Source organism: Pseudomonas parasichuanensis (genome assembly GCF_021601385.1).
Lineage (GTDB): Bacteria > Pseudomonadota > Gammaproteobacteria > Pseudomonadales > Pseudomonadaceae > Aquipseudomonas > Aquipseudomonas parasichuanensis.
In genome coordinates, this window is the sequence record NZ_BQHO01000003.1 from 15,920 (window position 1) to 31,108 (window position 15,189).

At 63.9% G+C, this 15,189-nt stretch carries 17 protein-coding genes; 7 read left to right on the forward strand and 10 right to left on the reverse strand.

The annotated features are described in order from the left end of the window. Positions 1-100 precede the first annotated feature (100 nt). On the reverse strand, positions 101-994 hold the full coding sequence (ptrR, locus tag L6D77_RS03045; RefSeq protein ID WP_232880992.1) for a putrescine utilization regulator PtrR: 894 nt from the start codon (positions 992-994) through the stop codon (positions 101-103). A 107-nt stretch (positions 995-1,101) separates the two neighbouring features. On the opposite strand from ptrR, the gene L6D77_RS03050 reads away from it, so the two are divergent. Then, entirely contained in the window at positions 1,102-2,286 is a 1,185-nt protein-coding gene (locus L6D77_RS03050) for an MFS transporter (protein ID WP_232880979.1), read from the forward strand. Here the strand turns inward: L6D77_RS03050 and L6D77_RS03055 are convergent. Together L6D77_RS03055 and L6D77_RS03060 are read right to left on the reverse strand one after the other, a co-directional pair. Further along, positions 2,237-3,163 carry a DMT family transporter gene (locus L6D77_RS03055; protein ID WP_232880977.1) on the reverse strand — a complete coding sequence of 309 codons (927 nt, stop codon included), beginning with the start codon at positions 3,161-3,163 and terminating at the stop codon, positions 2,237-2,239. The genes L6D77_RS03050 and L6D77_RS03055 overlap by 50 nt on opposite strands. 106 nt (positions 3,164-3,269) lie before the next feature. Beyond that, positions 3,270-3,662, reverse strand: a complete 393-nt coding sequence (locus tag L6D77_RS03060) for a transcriptional regulator (RefSeq protein ID WP_232880975.1) — start codon at positions 3,660-3,662, stop codon at positions 3,270-3,272. Positions 3,663-3,821: 159 nt separating this feature from the next. Here L6D77_RS03060 and L6D77_RS03065 point away from each other — a divergent pair, with 159 nt between their 5' ends. Next, positions 3,822-4,091, forward strand: coding sequence for a hypothetical protein (locus L6D77_RS03065; protein WP_232881070.1), 270 nt, complete (start codon positions 3,822-3,824; stop codon positions 4,089-4,091). Between the two features lie 12 nt (positions 4,092-4,103). On the opposite strand, the gene L6D77_RS03070 is transcribed toward L6D77_RS03065, so the two are convergent. The 3 genes from L6D77_RS03070 to L6D77_RS03080 all read right to left on the reverse strand — a co-directional run bounded on the left by L6D77_RS03070 (position 4,104) and on the right by L6D77_RS03080 (position 6,111). Beyond that, positions 4,104-4,346 carry a BrnA antitoxin family protein gene (locus tag L6D77_RS03070; protein ID WP_232880973.1) on the reverse strand — a complete coding sequence of 81 codons (243 nt, stop codon included), beginning with the start codon at positions 4,344-4,346 and terminating at the stop codon, positions 4,104-4,106. Beyond that, positions 4,318-4,602, reverse strand: coding sequence for a BrnT family toxin (locus L6D77_RS03075; RefSeq protein WP_232880971.1), 285 nt, complete (start codon positions 4,600-4,602; stop codon positions 4,318-4,320). Before L6D77_RS03075 ends, L6D77_RS03070 begins: the two co-directional genes overlap by 29 nt. Before the next feature lie 186 nt (positions 4,603-4,788). After that, complete coding sequence (locus L6D77_RS03080) at positions 4,789-6,111, reverse strand: DEAD/DEAH box helicase (RefSeq protein WP_232880969.1); 1,323 nt, start codon at positions 6,109-6,111, stop codon at positions 4,789-4,791. 144 nt (positions 6,112-6,255) lie between these two features. Here L6D77_RS03080 and L6D77_RS03085 point away from each other — a divergent pair, with 144 nt between their 5' ends. Beyond that, positions 6,256-7,530, forward strand: a complete 1,275-nt coding sequence (locus tag L6D77_RS03085; RefSeq protein ID WP_232880961.1) for a mechanosensitive ion channel family protein — start codon at positions 6,256-6,258, stop codon at positions 7,528-7,530. Between the two features lie 89 nt (positions 7,531-7,619). On the opposite strand, the gene L6D77_RS03090 is transcribed toward L6D77_RS03085, so the two are convergent. The 3 genes from L6D77_RS03090 to L6D77_RS03100 all read right to left on the reverse strand — a co-directional run bounded on the left by L6D77_RS03090 (position 7,620) and on the right by L6D77_RS03100 (position 9,747). Further along, positions 7,620-8,492 (reverse strand): carboxylate/amino acid/amine transporter, encoded by an 873-nt coding sequence (locus L6D77_RS03090; RefSeq protein WP_232880959.1) that lies wholly within the window; start codon positions 8,490-8,492, stop codon positions 7,620-7,622. Between the two features lie 229 nt (positions 8,493-8,721). Beyond that, positions 8,722-9,321, reverse strand: a complete 600-nt coding sequence (locus L6D77_RS03095; protein ID WP_232880957.1) for an FMN-dependent NADH-azoreductase — start codon at positions 9,319-9,321, stop codon at positions 8,722-8,724. Positions 9,322-9,432: 111 nt separating this feature from the next. After that, positions 9,433-9,747, reverse strand: coding sequence for a 3-phosphoglycerate kinase (locus L6D77_RS03100; RefSeq protein WP_232880955.1), 315 nt, complete (start codon positions 9,745-9,747; stop codon positions 9,433-9,435). A 50-nt stretch (positions 9,748-9,797) separates the two neighbouring features. On the opposite strand from L6D77_RS03100, the gene L6D77_RS03105 reads away from it, so the two are divergent. The 4 genes from L6D77_RS03105 (at position 9,798) to L6D77_RS03120 (ending at position 13,993) form a co-directional block, all read left to right on the forward strand. Continuing rightward, on the forward strand, positions 9,798-10,721 hold the full coding sequence (locus L6D77_RS03105) for a LysR family transcriptional regulator (RefSeq protein ID WP_110995903.1): 924 nt from the start codon (positions 9,798-9,800) through the stop codon (positions 10,719-10,721). 13 nt (positions 10,722-10,734) lie between these two features. Beyond that, positions 10,735-11,547: an alpha/beta fold hydrolase gene (locus tag L6D77_RS03110; protein ID WP_232880953.1), complete on the forward strand. Its 813-nt coding sequence runs from the start codon at positions 10,735-10,737 to the stop codon at positions 11,545-11,547. Beyond that, positions 11,541-12,098, forward strand: a complete 558-nt coding sequence (locus L6D77_RS03115) for a peptidylprolyl isomerase (protein WP_125859592.1) — start codon at positions 11,541-11,543, stop codon at positions 12,096-12,098. The genes L6D77_RS03110 and L6D77_RS03115 overlap by 7 nt, the downstream gene beginning before the upstream one ends. A 62-nt stretch (positions 12,099-12,160) precedes the next feature. Continuing rightward, positions 12,161-13,993 (forward strand): ABC transporter ATP-binding protein, encoded by a 1,833-nt coding sequence (locus L6D77_RS03120; protein ID WP_232880952.1) that lies wholly within the window; start codon positions 12,161-12,163, stop codon positions 13,991-13,993. A gap of 50 nt (positions 13,994-14,043) precedes the next feature. Here the strand turns inward: L6D77_RS03120 and L6D77_RS03125 are convergent, their stop codons facing one another. Next, positions 14,044-15,171, reverse strand: a complete 1,128-nt coding sequence (locus tag L6D77_RS03125; protein WP_232880950.1) for a GNAT family N-acetyltransferase — start codon at positions 15,169-15,171, stop codon at positions 14,044-14,046. Positions 15,172-15,189 lie beyond the last annotated feature (18 nt).

A 15,189-nucleotide genomic window follows, 5' to 3' on the forward strand; every position in this document is an offset into this window, starting at 1 on the left:
CACGGTCAATCAATCCTGCGATGCGTCATACAGATCATAGTCCGATGTCCTGTATTGCGCATGCCTCTGTTCTTACAGATATGGGCGATTTTGACCCGGATCAAGCGCAGGCGACAGCTTCCGACGGTCGGTCAATCGTTTCGCTTTGTTGCAGTTCGATCCACGCCTGCAGATTGGCCCCGCGCATGCCCTCGCGCCACATCAACCAGGTGAACGCCTGGTCGAACGGCTTTTGCAGGCGGTGGGCACGCACCCGGTCGCGCCCCGTCAGGCTGTCGAGCGTCGATCGCGCCATCAGCGCCACGCCGGCGCCCGCGATCACGCAGGCGAGCATGCTCTGGTACGACTCGATTTCCATCACCCGCCCCATCGGCGTGCGGGCATGGGCATACCAGGCCTCCAGGCGCACGCGGTAAGAGCAGCCCTGGCGGAAGGTGAACACCGCCTCGCCGGCCACATCCCGGGCAGTGTTCACCGGTGGATGCTGAGGGCTGGTAATCAGCACCAACTCCTCCTCGCACAGGGGCACGCCATCCAGCCCTGCCAGGCTCGGCGGCCCGTCCACCAAAGCCGCATCGAGCCGATGGTTGAGCAGCCCCTCCAGCAACTCGCCGCTGGGGCGAGCCTGGACTTGCAGGTTCACCGCCGGGTAGGCCTGGTGATAGCGCGCCAACAGCGCCGGCAAATGGACTGCCGCCGTGCTGTACATGGTGCCCAGCACGAAATCGCCGCCCGGCTGCCCGCCGTGCACCGCAGCAACCGCTTCGTCACGCAGGGCTGTCAGGCGGTTGGCGTACTCCAGCAGCACCTTGCCCGCAGGCGACAGCAGCAGGCGCTGGCGCTCACGCAGGAACAGCTCGACGCCCAGTTGCTCTTCGAGCTGGCGCAGGCGCGTCGACAGGTTCGACGGCACCCGATGCATGCGTTCTGCGGCACGGGTGATGGAACCCTCCTCGGCCACAGCCTGGAAGATGCGCAGTTGGCTGAACTCCATGACATTCTCCAAAACAGAATAACTTGATCATCATTATTCAATTTTATTGAAAGTCAATGCGCCCTACCCTGCCATCCATCGCAACCTTTCGAGCAGGAGACGCCTCCATGTCGCCCTTCGTGCAACTGCTGGCCAGCGCCGTGGCCCTGATGATGGCCATGGGCATCGGCCGTTTTTCCCTCACCCCGCAACTGCCCCGGCTGATCGCCGAGGGCCAGTTCGACCTGACGGCAGGCGGCCTGGTCGCTGCCGCCAATTACCTGGGTTATTTCCTCGGCGCGGTGGACGGCATGTTCGCCCGCCAGCCGGCCCAGGTGCGCCTGCGCCTGCACGGCGGCCTGTGGCTGTGCGTGTTGCTCACCCTCGCCTCGGCGGCCGCCGATGGTTTCTGGAGCCACCTGTTGCTGCGCTTCGGCACGGGCGTAGCCAGTGCCTGGGTATTGGTGATGATCACCAGCCTCAGCCAGCAACTGGCCAACGCGCATGGCCGTCAGCGCCTCGGTGCCCTGGTGTTCGCCGGGCCCGGTGCCGGGATCGCCGCCACCGGCCTGCTGGCACTGGGCGCGCACCTGCTGGGGCTCGGCTCGGCGGCGCTGTGGCTGATCTACGCGATGGCCGCGCTGGTGATGCTGCTGGCCGTGCTGCGGTGGTTGCCACGGGCCCAGGAGCCTGCGCCTGTCGCGGCCACCAGCAACAGTGGCCCGACACAGGGCAACGGTATCGGTCGCCTGGGCCTGGTGTATGGGCTGTACGGCATCGGCTATATCCTGCCGGCCACCTTCCTGTCACAGATGGCCAACCAGCAGTTCCAAGGGCAGTGGATGGCCGATCTGTTCTGGCCTGCATTCGGCCTGTCGGCGGCGCTGGGCGTGGTCGTGGTCAGCCTGCGTCGCCCAGGGCGCACCTCGGCTTGGCTGACCGCCACGCTCTGGCTGCAAGGCCTGGGGGTGCTGGCCTGCCTGCAAGGCGGCGGTATCGGGCTGGGCCTGGGGGTAGTGCTCTGCGGGGGGCCGTTCCTGGCCTGTATGCAACTGGTGATGCAGCGTTCGCGGGAACTGGCGCCCCATGCGACCCAGCGCAATGCCGGGCTGCTGACCGCGTGCTTTGCCCTTGGGCAATTGAGCGGGCCGCTGCTGGCGGCCTTGAGCAGCCACTTCAGTGGTGGCTTGCAACCGGCGCTGGTGATGGCAGCTGCCGGGCTGGGGCTGGCTGGGGCGCTGGCATTGACGGGGCGTGCGCCGTCTATCCCAAGACCCTGCGCAGTTGCCGTCGCACCCACGCCTCGGCGCTGACCATGATCACCCCCACCAGCACCAGCACAGCGCCAAGTACGAAGTTCAGGCTCAGCGGTTCGTCCAGCAGCACGACGCCAAAGGTCACCCCAAACAGCGGCGTGATGAAGGAGAACACCGCCAGGTTGGAAGCCAGGTACTTGCGCAGCAACCAGAACCAGGTCAGGTAGCTGACGAACGACACCACGATGCCCTGGAACAACACGCTGCCGACCGCCAGCGGGGTCAACGAGAAATCGGCGATCTGGCCGCTCACCAGGGCCATCAACAGCAGCCCGGCGAAGCCAACCGCCAACTGGTAGAACAGCGTCAGGGTTGCCGGCGCCTCGGACAACCGCGAGCACCGCACCACCACCGTGGTCGCGCCCCAGGCCAAGCCGCCCAGGATAGCCAGGGCGTCACCCAGCAACATGCGGCCATCGAGCTGCTCGAGCGAGACACCCCCGGCGAATGCCACGGCGATGCCCGCAAACGCCAGCAGGATGCCGAGCCACTGCAACAGGCGCAGGCGCTCGCTGGGGATCATGAAATGCAGCCCTAACGCGGTGAAGATCGGCGCGGTGTAGAGGAATACCGACATGTGCGCCGCCGAGGTCAACTTGAGCCCCTCGGCGATGAACAGAAACTCCAGCCCGAACAGCGCACCGGCCAACACACCGGCACGCCAGGTGCTACCCACCTGCCCCCAGCCACCTTTGAAGCAGACCAGCAACCCGACCAGTACCGCGGCGATGCCATTACGGAACGCCGCCTGCATCACCGGGGCGATGTCGACGGCGGCCGACTTGATCAGCACTTGCTGGCAGCCCCAGATCAGGCACAGCCCCAGCATGACCTGCAGGGCAAAGGCGTCAGGGTTCTTGCGGGCCTCGCTCATGAGCAGGCCGCCTTGTTTTCTACAGACATGATCGAGGGCTCGGCAGTGGCAGACGAACGGCGATTATCAGCCGTTCAGCCCGCCAGTTGCCAGCCTCAATACGACTTCAAGCGATCTGCGCGTTTGCCGAGACCTGATCGAAAGCGTGCTCGTCCAGCGCGTCCTCCTGCTGGTCAAGGATTTCTCGCGGGTGCCCGAAACCCGGGATGCTGCTGTCGATCAGGCTGAGCAGGCGTGAGCCACGCTCGGTCAGCACGAAGTTCTCGCCGTTGCCGCCGTCCTCTTCAGGCCGGCTGGCGATGAAGCCACGTTCGAAGAGAAGCTTTTCGTACTCGCAGGCACGGGTTTTCAGATGGTCCAGGTCGCCCGGTGCCTGGCCATTTGCAGCGAGCGCTGCGGCGTGCTGTTCGGCATAGGGGCGTGGCGTGAAGCTATGACCGGCGCCGTTCTGCACCTCGTGCAGCAAGCGCTCGATCAGGTCCCAGTCGTAGCGGCTCATGGAATGGCCTCCTGCTATGAACGGATGGGTTACACAAGCTGGGACCGACAGAAGCAGACCAGCGTTCAGATCGGCAAGCTGCCCATGGCATCCCAGGCAATCTGAACTTTCAAATTGCCCCGCCCCTCACACGTAGCAGGATCACCAGAGGCCAAGATGATGAAAACCCTCTACCGCGCCGCAATGCTTGCCAGCCTGGTGTGCGCCTTGCCCGCCTGGGCCTGCACGCCGGAAGAAGCCACGCACAAACGCGAGGAACTGGCCGGGCTGGTTGCCCGGCTGACCGAGCAGAATCCGCAGAAAGCCAAAGAGATAAACGACGAACTGCAAGGCATGGAGCTCGGGACGGCGAGCAAGGACTTGCCTGACAAGTGCCAACTGATCGACAAGCGGATCATGGAGTTGAAAGAAGCCGAGAAAAAGACCTGAGCCGCACCTGATTCAGCGGCGCTGCTGGGCCAGCATGTATTGGCGCAGCAGCTGGTTGATACGCGTCTGGTAGCCACTGCCTTGGTCCTTGAACCAGGCCAGCACGTCAGCGTCGAGGCGTATGGTCACGGTTTGCTTGGCCGGTAAGCGAAGCTCGGCCTGGCGGAAGAAGTCGTCGCCTAACTCGGGGATATCCGAGGTGTCGATCGCCCCGCGACCGGCGTGTTCATCGCTGTTCCTGGATGGTTTCGACATAGCGCATTTCCTCGCGTCGGGTAGCTCTTCTGGCGGAGATGACTCGGATCACACCCCCTTGCCGTTCGGTGTAGGCGACCACGCTGACGCAGGCGTTGATCCAGCCCATGCTGATCCAGCGTGCCTCTTCGTAATCAAACCGCTCATCCTTGAGCACCAGCATCGGGTGCCGGAACATGTCGGGCACTTCGTTGAAGTCGATACCGTGCTTGCGAATGTTCAGCTGATTCTTTTCCTCGTCCCATTCAAAACGCATGGGACTTTCGTATTTACAGTTGTACATACGCTACTCCTGCCAGCGAAAACATGCCAGAGGGAGTCTGGAAGCCAGGCAGCAAAATGCCTGGGCTGAGGAGCAGTTTGGGAAATGGGCTACGCACGCTTGGGGAAAGCGCGAAATCACCCGCCACCGTTGCAGTGGCGGGCTTGCATCAGATAGCGCTTACTCAGCCGCTGGCTTGCGCTTCTTCAGCGGCGCCAGGCCATCGGCGCTGGCCAATGGCGCATTGGCCTTTGGCTTGGCGGTCGGCTTGCGCTTGGCGGTGCCCTTCTTGTCACCGGCTTTTTTCTCGGTCTTTTTCTTCTTGGTGCCAGCCGCCTTGCCCGAGGCCTTGACCTTCTTCGGCCCGCTGTAGGTCCCCTTGACCTCCTTGATGACGCGGCGCTCGAACTGCTGCTTGAGGTAGCGTTCGATGCTCGACATCAGGTTCCAGTCGTTGTGGGTGATCAGCGAGATCGCCAGGCCTTCGCCACCGGCACGGCCGGTACGGCCAATACGGTGCACGTACTCGTCGCCGCTGCGTGGCATGTCGAAGTTGATCACCAGGTCCAGCCCGTCGATGTCCAGGCCACGGGCAGCCACATCAGTGGCTACCAGCACCTTGGAGCCGCCTTCCTTGAAGCGGTCGATGGCCAGTTTGCGGTCCTTCTGGTCCTTGTCGCCGTGCAGCACGAAGGCTTTCACGTCCTTGGCCACCAGATGGCCGTAAATGCGGTCGGCCAGTACGCGGGTATTGGTGAAGATGATCGCCTTCTGGAAGGTCTCGTTGGCCAGCAGCCACTGCACGATCTGCTCTTTGTGCTGGTCGTGGTCTGCGGTGATGACTTGCTGGCGGGTGCCTTCGGCGAGCTGCGAAACGCTGTTGAGCATCAGGTGCTCAGGGTCTTTGAGCACCTTGCCGATGATGTCGCGCAGGGCTGCGCCGCCGGTGGTGGCGGAGAACAGCAGGGTCTGCTTGCGGTTCTCGCACTCTTTGCACAGGCGCTCCATGTCTTCGGCAAAGCCCATGTCGAGCATACGGTCGGCTTCGTCGAGGATCAGCACGTCCACGTGGGACAGGTCGAGGTTGCCGGCATTGAGCTGCTCGAGCAGGCGGCCCGGGGTGCCGATCAGCACGTCCGGCACCTTGCGCAGCATGGCGGCCTGTTCCTTGAAGTCTTCACCGCCGGTGATCAGGCCCGACTTGATATAGGTGAACTGGGAGAACAGCTTCACCTGCTTGAGGGTCTGCTGGGCCAGCTCGCGGGTCGGCAGCAGGATCAGCGCGCGGATTTCCACGCTCGGGCCGCTGCGATCGACCAGGCGGTTGAGCAGTGGCAGGACGAATGCAGCGGTCTTGCCGCTGCCGGTCTGTGCCGTCACCCGCAGGTCACGCCCTTGCAGGGCCAGGGGAATGGCCGCTGCCTGCACCGGGGTCGGCTCGACAAATTTCAGCTCGGCCACGGCTTTGAGCAGGCGTTCGTGCAGGGCGAATTGGGAAAACACGGGGGTAACCTCGGGCAAGTGCGAAAAATTCAAGTTGCATAGGGTAACGTTTTCCGCCGCCAGAACCGAATTTCTTTTGGCAACTTTGCGCCGATCCACGCTCTAATGCCGCTTCGTACCGCAACACAGACCGCTTCTACGCTTATGGACCTTCAACGATTCTGGCGCGATGCCCTCGACCTCTGGGGCACCCTCGACCAACACCCGCTGCTGCACGCCGCCCTTGGCCTGGCCGTGCTGCTGCTCGTCTCGCTGCTGATCGGCCGCCTGGCGCGCTTTTTGATCCTGCACGCCAGCCGCCTGCTGGCCCGGCAACCGGCGCTCAAATGGCTGGACGACCTGCGCCACAACAAGGTGCTGCACCGCCTGGCCCAGACTACCCCGTCGCTGGTGGTGCAGTTCGGCCTGAAACTGGTGCCGGAACTCTCGTCCACCGCCCAGCACTTTCTCGGCAACCTCGCCCTGGCCATCACCCTGCTGTTCATGACCCGCGCGTTGTCGTGCCTGCTCGACGCGCTGCTGGACATCTATGCTCGCACCGAGCATGCCCGCACCCGCTCGATCAAGGGCTACATGCAACTGGCCAAGATGATGCTGTGGATCTTCGCCGCCATCGTCATCGTCGCCACCCTGATCGACCGCTCGCCACTGTTGCTGCTGTCGGGTCTGGGTGCCATGTCGGCGGTGCTGCTGTTGGTGTACAAGGACACCCTGCTGTCGTTCGTCGCCAGCGTGCAGTTGACCAGCAACGACATGCTCCACGTCGGCGACTGGATCGAGATGCCCCAGGCCGGGGCCGACGGCGATGTGGTGGACATCACCCTGCACACGGTCAAAGTGCAGAACTTCGACAAGACCATCGTCTCCATCCCCACCTGGCGCCTGATGAGCGAGTCGTTTCGCAACTACCGCGGCATGCAGCAATCCGGCGGGCGGCGGATCAAGCGCAGCCTGTTCATCGACGCCGCGGGCGTGCGCTTCCTGACCCAGGAAGAAGAACAGCGCCTGGGCCAGGTGCGCCTGCTCGGCGACTACCTGGCTGGCAAGCGCCAGGAGCTGCGCGAATGGAACGAGGCCCAGGGCCACAACGCCGGGTTGTCGGCCAACCGCCGGCAGCTGACCAATATCGGCACCTTCCGCGCCTTTGCCCTGGCGTACCTGAAAAGCCACCCCAACGTACACCCGAACATGACCCGCATGGTGCGCCAGCTGCAGACCACTGCCGAAGGCGTGCCGCTGGAGATCTACTGCTTCACCACCACCACGGTATGGGCCGAGTACGAGCGCATCCAGGGCGACATCTTCGACTATCTGCTGGCGGTGCTGCCGGAGTTCGGCCTGAGCCTGTACCAGCAGCCGAGCGGCAACGACATGCGTGCCGGGCTGGCGGCCAGGGCCAGCCATCGCGAAACGGCTTGAAAACGCAATCGCGGGGCAAGCCCGCTCCCACAGGTGGCGCCTTCGTGGGAGCGGGCTTGCCCCGCGATGAGGCCGCTGGATTTACCGCTTCAACGTGACACTGGCAATGCCTTGCCCTGTACGCCCAACCGGCTCAGCCACACCGACGCAAGAATGATCGAGCCGCCTATCGCCAAGCGCCCCAGCGGCTCGTGCTGATTCCAGATCAGCAGGTTCAGCAGCAGGCCCACGGGCACATGCAGGTTGTTCATCACCGCCAGGGTGCCGCCGGAAACCAGGCAGGCGCCCTTGTTCCACCAGTACAGGCCAAGCGCCGTCGGGCACAGCCCAAGGAACAGCAGCACCAGCCATTGGGTGTCGGTGCTTGGCAGGTGCTGAGCATTGCCGAACAGCAGGAACGCCGGCAGCACGACAATCAACGCGCCCAGGTAGAAGTAGCCGAAACGCTTGTAGTGCGGCAGGTCGCTAGGGTGACGGGCAACCAGATGGCGGTACAGCACCTGCCCGGCGGCATAGGTGAAGTTGGCCAGCTGCAACAGCAAGAAGCCCACGAAGAACTCACCCGTGACACTGTCGAAACGGATCACCGCCGCACCGGCCACGGCCACCAGCGCAGCCAGCAACGCCCAGGGGTTGAAGCGGCGGTTCAGGGCATCCTCGATCAGGGTGACGTGCAGCGGCGTGAGGATGGTGAACAGCAACACCTCAGGCACGGTCAACACGCGAAAGCTCAGGTACAGGCACACGTAGGTAATGCCGTACTGCAGCGCGCCGATCAGCAGCATCGAGCGCATGAAGCGCGGCTCGACCTGGCGCCAGCGCGTCAACGGCAGGAACACCAGCCCGGCCAGCACCACCCGGGCCAGCACGGCAAAGTAGCTGTCGACGTGGCCGGCCAGGTATTCGCCGATCAGGTTGAAGGAGTACGCCTGGATCAGCGCGACGATTATCAGGTAGCCCATGGTGGCCTCTCGGGGGTCAAGGCGGCGACCTTAGCGGGTTGGGTCCGGGCAGTTCAACCATGAGGTTTGTATGGGTTGTGCCGGCCTCTTCGCCGCTGCGATCCACCCGCGAAGAGGCCGGCATAGCTACTTGCTGTGTCCCAGCCATAAAAAAGCCCGGCCATCGCAATGACCGGGCAGGCACACCCAAAGGAGCAACAAGGTGTCAGGGTTGGGAATCCGTTGAGCCTCAGGCCACCGCGGCCAGCTTGGCCTTGGCCTGGTTCAGGCCCTTCTCGTGGAACTCGCCGCTCATGTTCAGGCCCTCGGCGTGGATGAAGTCCACCTCATGGATGCCGATGAAGGCCATCACCTGGCGCAGGTAAGGTTCCTGGTGATCGCTGCTGGCGCCGGCATGGATGCCGCCACGGGCGGTCAGGACGATGGCGCGCTTGCCGGTCAGCAGGCCTTGTGGGCCGGTCGGGGTGTACTTGAAGGTGATACCGGCGCGCAGCACGTGGTCGAGCCAGGCCTTGAGCGTGCTGGGGATGGTGAAGTTGTACATCGGTGCCGCCATTACCAGGACGTCGGCGGCCAGCAGTTCGTCGGTCAGCGCATTGGAGCGGGCCAGGGCCTCCAGTTCAGCGGCGCTGCGCTGTTCTTCAGGCTTCATCCAGCCGCCCAGCAGGTTGGCATCCAGATGCGGCACCGGGGCCACGGCCAGATCACGGACCTTGATCTCGTCAGCAGGGTGCGCCGCTTGCCATTGCTGGATGAAATCCTGGGTCAGTTGACGGGAAACGGAATCCTGCTGGCGGGCGCTGCTTTCGATGATCAGTACGCGGGACATGGGGTGCCTCCATCGGCGGTAAAGGGTGGCGATTCGATGGAGGTGAGATTAAGGGTTGACCTATCGATAAAAAAGCGTAAAAAGTGGGACCAACCTATCGACTAATCCGTTTTATTCCGCTTTGCAGTCCACCTGGATGCGCAATTTGAGAATTTCGCGGTTGAACTTCGCCGTCACATCGGCGCGTTTGCCCGCCGGCACGTTGACCCGGCGTACACGCGGCGCCTCGGGGCCATTGCGGAACGTTACCTTGCACGCCGCCGGCACCTGCCCATAGTTGTTGAGGGTGATAGAGCCGATGTCGTAGGCAGTGTCATAGGCGGTGTAGTCGACCTTGACCCCGTCCGTCTCTTTCTCCACATCGATGGGGTAAGCCATGGCCACGAGGGGCAGGCACAGCAGCACAGCCGCACAACATTTCTTCATACCGGCGCTCTCCTTGAGAAGAGCGCAGCTTAGGACAACAGGAGCCCTGGATGAAAGCGCCGCGCGTAACCCTGGATCAGTGGCGGACCCTGCAGGCGGTGGTCGATCACGGCGGTTTCGCCCAGGCTGCCGAGGCGCTGCACCGCTCGCAGTCGTCGGTAAGCTACACCGTGGCGCGCATGCAGGAGCAACTGGGCGTGCCGCTGCTGCGCATCGACGGGCGCAAGGCGGTGCTGACCGAGGCCGGCAGCGTGCTGCTGCGCCGCTCGCGGCAGCTGGTCAAGCAGGCCAGCCAGCTGGAAGACCTGGCCCACCACATGGAACAGGGCTGGGAGGCCGAAGTGCGCCTGGTGGTGGACGCGGCCTACCCCAGCGCCCGCCTGGTGCGCGCCCTCAGTGCGTTCATGCCGCAGAGCCGCGGCTGCCGGGTGCGGCTGCGTGAAGAAGTGCTGTCCGGGGTCGAGGAGGTGCTGCACGAAGGCATCGCCGACCTGGCCATCAGCAGCTTCAACATCGGCGGTTACCTGGGCACCGAGCTCAGCCCGGTGGAGTTCGTCGCCGTCGCCCACCCCGAGCACGCCCTGCACCGCATGGGCCGTGAGATCACCTTCCAGGACCTGGAAAGCCAGCTGCAGGTGGTGATCCGCGACTCCGGCCGCGCCCAACCGCGCGACGTCGGCTGGCTGGGCGCCGAGCAGCGCTGGACGGTGGGCAGCCTGGGCACGGCCACCACCTTCGTCAGCAGCGGCCTGGGCTTTGCCTGGCTGCCCCGGCACATGATCGAGCGCGAGCTGCGCGATGGCGTGCTCAAGCCCTTGCCACTGGATCAGGGTGGCAGCCGCCACCCGCTGTTCTACCTTTATTCGAGCAAGGAAAAGACCCTGGGCCCGGCCACGCAGATCCTCATCGAGTTGCTGCGCAACTTCGACACCGCGCCGCTGGACGTGCCCTTCGCAGCCCCCCCGCAAGCCTGAGAGGACCGCGCCCATGGCCTGTTTCGAACATGACGGATGCCTGTTGCATTACGAGGAACACGGCCAGGGCGAACCCCTGGTGCTGCTGCATGGGCTGGGCTCGAGCAGCCAGGACTGGGAACTGCAGGTTCCCGAGTTCAGCCGCCATTACCGGGTCATCCTCATGGACATCCGCGGCCACGGCCAATCCTCCAAGCCGCGGCGTGGCTACCACATCAAGACCTTCAGCGACGACCTGCTGGCCCTGCTCCAGCACCTTGGCACCGGCCCCGTGCACTTCGTGGGCCTGTCGATGGGCGGCATGGTCGGTTTCCAGTTCGCCGTCGACCACCCCGCCTGGCTGCGCAGCCTGTGCATCGTCAACAGTGCGCCCGAAGTGAAACGCCGCACCCGCAGCGACTGGGTCTGGTGGCTCAAGCGCTGGGGCCTGGCGCGCCTGCTCAGCGTCGAAACGGTGGGCAAGGGCCTGGCCGCCAGGTTGTTCCCCAAACCCCAGCAGGCCGAACTGCGGCGCAAGATGGCCGAACGCTGGGCACGCAACGACAAACGCGCGTACCTCAAAAGCTTCGACGCCATCGTCGACTGGGGCGTACAGGAACGCATCGGGCAGATCACCTGTCCTACCCTGGTAATCGCCGCCGACCACGATTACACACCGATACAACTCAAGGAGCGCTACGTCGCCCTGATGCCGCAAGCCCGGCTGGCGGTCATCGAGGATTCCCGGCACGCTACGCCCCTGGACCAACCCGCAGTCTTCAACCGTACCCTGCTGCCCTTTCTGGCAGCCGCTTCCACCTCTCAAGGATCTTTGAGCCCATGCTGAAAAAACTCCTGCTGACCGCCTGCTCGGTCGCCTTCGCCACCAGCGTCATGGCCTCCGACAAGACGCCACACGTGTTGCTGGATACCAGCTTCGGCCAGGTCGAGATCGAGCTGAATGCTGAAAAAGCACCAATCAGCACGAAGAATTTCCTTCAATACGTCGACAGCGGTTTCTACAACAATACGATCTTCCACCGCGTGATCCCGGGCTTCATGGTCCAGGGCGGCGGCTTCACCGACCAGATGGTGCAGAAGAGCACCAAAGACCCGATCCGCAACGAAGCCAGCAATGGCCTGCAGAACACCCGTGGCACCTTGTCCATGGCCCGCACCTCCGACCCGAATTCGGCCACCAGCCAGTTCTTCATCAACGTGGCCGACAACGACTTCCTCAACCCGGGGCGTGACCGTGGCTACGCGGTGTTCGGCAAGGTCACCAAGGGCATGGAAGTGGTCGACCAGATCGTCAACTCGCCGACCACCGTCAAGAAAGGCATGCGCGACGTGCCAGCCGACCCGGTGTACATCAAGTCAGCCAAACGCATCGACTGACCGCAGGCTTCACAAGGATGTGAACCGCCTGAGGGTCGGATGGAACAGGAGTTATCTCACCCATGCTGTACCGTCGTTTCGAGCAATTGATCGACATCTTCCGCGAGGCGCCGAGCGAGGCGCCCCCCGGCAAGGTCTGGCCCTTCTACCTCTATTACCTGCGCCAGGTGTGGCCGAGCTTCCTCGCCCTGCTGATCGTCGGCCTGTTCGCCTCGCTGATCGAGGTGGCGATGTTCAGCTACCTGAGCCGGATCATCGACCTGGCCCAGGGCACGCCCAACGCCAACTTCTTCAGCGCTCACGCCGGTGAGCTGGCCTGGATGCTGGTGGTCATCCTGCTGCTGCGGCCGCTGTTCTTCGGCCTGCACGACCTGCTGGTGCACCAGACCATCAGCCCGGGCATGACCAGCCTGATCCGCTGGCAGAACCACACCTACGTGCTCAAGCAGAGCCTGAATTTCTTCCAGAGCGACTTCGCCGGGCGCATCGCCCAACGCATCATGCAAACCGGCAACTCGCTACGCGACTCGGCGGTGCAGGCGGTGGACGCGCTGTGGCACGTGCTGATCTACGCCATCAGTTCGCTGGTGCTGTTCGCCGAAGCCGACTGGCGGCTGATGCTGCCGCTGCTGGTGTGGATCGCCTGCTACATCGCTGCGCTGTACTACTTCGTGCCCCGGGTGAAAGAGCGCTCGGTGATCTCCTCCGATGCCCGCTCCAAACTGATGGGCCGCATCGTCGACGGCTACACCAACATCGCCACCCTCAAGCTGTTCGCCCACACCGACTACGAACAGCAGTACGCCCGTGAAGCGATCCGCGAGCAGACCGAAAAAACCCAACTGGCCGCACGGGTCGTCACCAGCATGGACGTGGTCATTACCTCGCTCAACGGCCTGTTGGTGGTCACCACCACCGGGTTGGCGCTGTGGCTGTGGAGCCAGTCGCTGATCACCGTCGGCGCCATTGCCCTGGCCACGGGCCTGGTGATCCGCATCGTCAACATGTCGGGCTGGATCATGTGGGTGGTCAACGGCATCTTCGAAAACATCGGCATGGTCCAGGACGGCCTGCAGACCATTGCCCAGCCGGTAACGGTCAGCGACAAGCCCGATGCGCCGACGCTGAAGGTCAGCCAGGGCGCGGTCCGTTTCGAGCACGTGGACTTTCACTATGGCAAGGGCAGCCAGGTCATCGATGCACTGAACCTGGACATCCGCCCCGGCGAGAAGATCGGCCTGATCGGCCCGTCCGGTGCAGGCAAGTCGACCCTGGTCAACCTGCTGCTACGCCTGTACGACGTGCAGGCCGGGCGCATCCTCATCGACGGCCAGGACATCGCCGAGGTCAACCAGGCCAGCCTGCGCGCGCAGATCGGCATGATCACCCAGGACACCTCGCTGCTGCACCGCTCGATCCGCGACAACCTGCTGTACGGTCGCCCGGATGCCACCGACGAGGAGGTCTGGGAGGCGGTGCGCCGGGCCCGGGCCGACGAGTTCATCCCGCAACTGTCGGATGCCCAGGGCCGCACCGGCTTCGATGCCCATGTCGGCGAGCGCGGGGTCAAGCTCTCCGGCGGCCAACGCCAGCGCATCGCCATTGCCCGGGTGCTGCTGAAGAACGCACCGATCCTGATCATGGACGAAGCCACTTCGGCGCTGGACTCGGAGGTCGAGGCGGCAATTCAGGAAAGCCTGGAGACATTGATGCAGGGCAAGACCGTAATCGCCATCGCTCACCGCCTGTCGACCATCGCCCGCATGGACCGCCTGGTGGTGCTGGACAAAGGGCACATCGTCGAAAGCGGCAGCCACAGTGAGCTGCTGGCCCAGCGCGGGTTGTATGCGCGGTTGTGGCATCACCAGACCGGTGGGTTTGTCGGGGTGGATTGAGTCTGCCGCTCCTACAGGAATAGCGCGTGCTATTTCTATCGCCAGTTACTTCAAATCTGGCGATACGGCAACATCTCACGCGCCTCCTCGGCATAGGCCCTGACCCCCGCCCGTTCCTGCTGCAGGAAATCCTCCACCGCCCGCCGCAACCCCGGATGCAGCAGGTAGTGCCACGAACGGGTAATCACCGGCTCGAACCCACGAATCAATTTGTGCTCGCCCTGTGCCCCGGCATCGAAACGCTGCAGCCCTTCGCCAATGGCAAAGTCCATGCCCTGGTAGAAACAGGTCTCGAAGTGCAGCCGGTCGAACTCATCCAGGCAACCCCAGTAGCGTCCATAAAGGCTGTCGCCCCCGATCAAACTCAGGGCCATGGCCACCTCGCGGCCACCCTGCCGAGCGATCACCACCCGGATCGCCTCGGGCATGCGTGCGCCAATCAGGCTGAAGAACTCACGGGTCAGGTAGGGTGAACGGCGGCGCACGGTATAGGTGTTGGCGTAGCACAAGTAGACGAAGTCCCACTGCGCCTCACTCAGTTGATCGCCCCGGTACCACTCGAACTCGATGCCATGCGCCGCCACCTGCTCGCGCTCCTTGCGCATCTGCTTGCGCTTGCGCGAGCTGAGCGTGTCGAGGAAGTCCTGGAAGTCGCGGTACCCTTGGTTGCGCCAGTGGAACTGGCACCCCAGGCGCTCCATCCAGCCCGGCAGGCCCGCCACCGCCTGGTCCAGCGCGCTGTCGGTGAAGTTGATATGCGCCCCGGACAACCCACCCTTGCCCAGGTATTCCGGAAGCGCCTGCAACAACAGCAGGGCGTCGCCGGGCTCGGCGCTCAACAGGCGCGGCCCGCTGACCGGGCTGAACGGCACAGCCCCAAGCAGCTTGGGGTAATAGGCGATGCCAGCCCGCTCACAGGCATCGGCCCAACCATGGTCGAACACGTACTCGCCGAACGAATGCCACTTGCGGTAGGCCGGCAGCAGTGCGCGCACCTCACCGTCGCGTTCCAGCACCAGGTGTTCGGCGGCCCAGCCGTTGCCCGGCGCGACACTGCCGCTGTCTTCCATGGCACTGAGAAAGGCATGGCGCAGGAAGGGTTGGCCATCGGGCACCAGTGCATCCCAGGTGGTCGCCGGCAGGTCACGTAGATGGGCAAGGCTGTGAAGACTGATCACGGTTCCGACTCGCTGTAT